The following is a 670-nucleotide window of genomic DNA, read 5'->3' as shown; positions in this document are numbered from 1 at the left end:
TGAATCGCCCCGGGTTTGCTGGAGGCTCGGTTAGTTGGTTCCAGCGTTTGCGGGGACCGGGTTCTCACGGTAGCTGGTGACGGTGTGGGTCGACCAGTAGGCGCTCTCGTACTCGACGGGTGGGACGTGTCCGATCTCGCCGTGCAGGCGGCGGTGGTTGAACCATTCGACGTACTCAGCGACGGCGATCTCGACCTCGCCCACACCTGCCCAGCCGCCTCGCGGGCGCATCACGGGGTTACGGATGCATTCGGCTTTGAACAGCGAGTTGAACGCCTCAGCCATCGCGTTGTCGTATGAATCCCCTTTGGAGCCAACAGATGTCACCGCTTCGGCTTCGGCCAGTCGTTCGGTGTAGCGGATGGCTCGGTATTGGGCGCGTTCAATCGGTCGATGCAACACTGGGTTGTTGTAGCGAGTGTAGTTGTTCGCCAAAGACTTCGGCGGGAGTTTTCCATCCAAGGACTTTTCTAGGACGGTTGTTGAGGGTGTAGGCGATGGCCTCGAGGTCCTCAGCTGACCACCGCGACAGATCAGTTCCCTTAGGAAAATATTGGCGCAGAACACCATTGGTGTTCTCGTTGGATGGTCGCTGCCACGGTGAGTGCGGATCGGCGAAGAACACCTGCGTTCCGGTGTCCATCGCGAACTGGGCGTGAGCGGACAGTTC

The 670-nt window shown here is 59.7% G+C and carries 2 protein-coding genes; both read right to left on the bottom strand.

The window, feature by feature from the left end:
• Positions 1-30: 30 nt before the first annotated feature.
• Positions 31-327 (bottom strand): integrase core domain-containing protein, encoded by a 297-nt coding sequence (locus CA982_RS26260; RefSeq protein ID WP_265969385.1) that lies wholly within the window; start codon positions 325-327, stop codon positions 31-33.
• Between the two features lie 55 nt (positions 328-382).
• A partial coding sequence (locus tag CA982_RS26255; protein ID WP_139104734.1) for an IS30 family transposase occupies positions 383-670 on the bottom strand: 288 nt, incomplete at its 5' end.

This window comes from Gordonia lacunae (assembly GCF_002149015.1).
Taxonomy (GTDB): domain Bacteria; phylum Actinomycetota; class Actinomycetes; order Mycobacteriales; family Mycobacteriaceae; genus Gordonia; species Gordonia lacunae.
The sequence above is the reverse complement of the archived record's forward strand: the minus strand, read 5'-3'. Positions and strand labels throughout refer to the sequence as shown.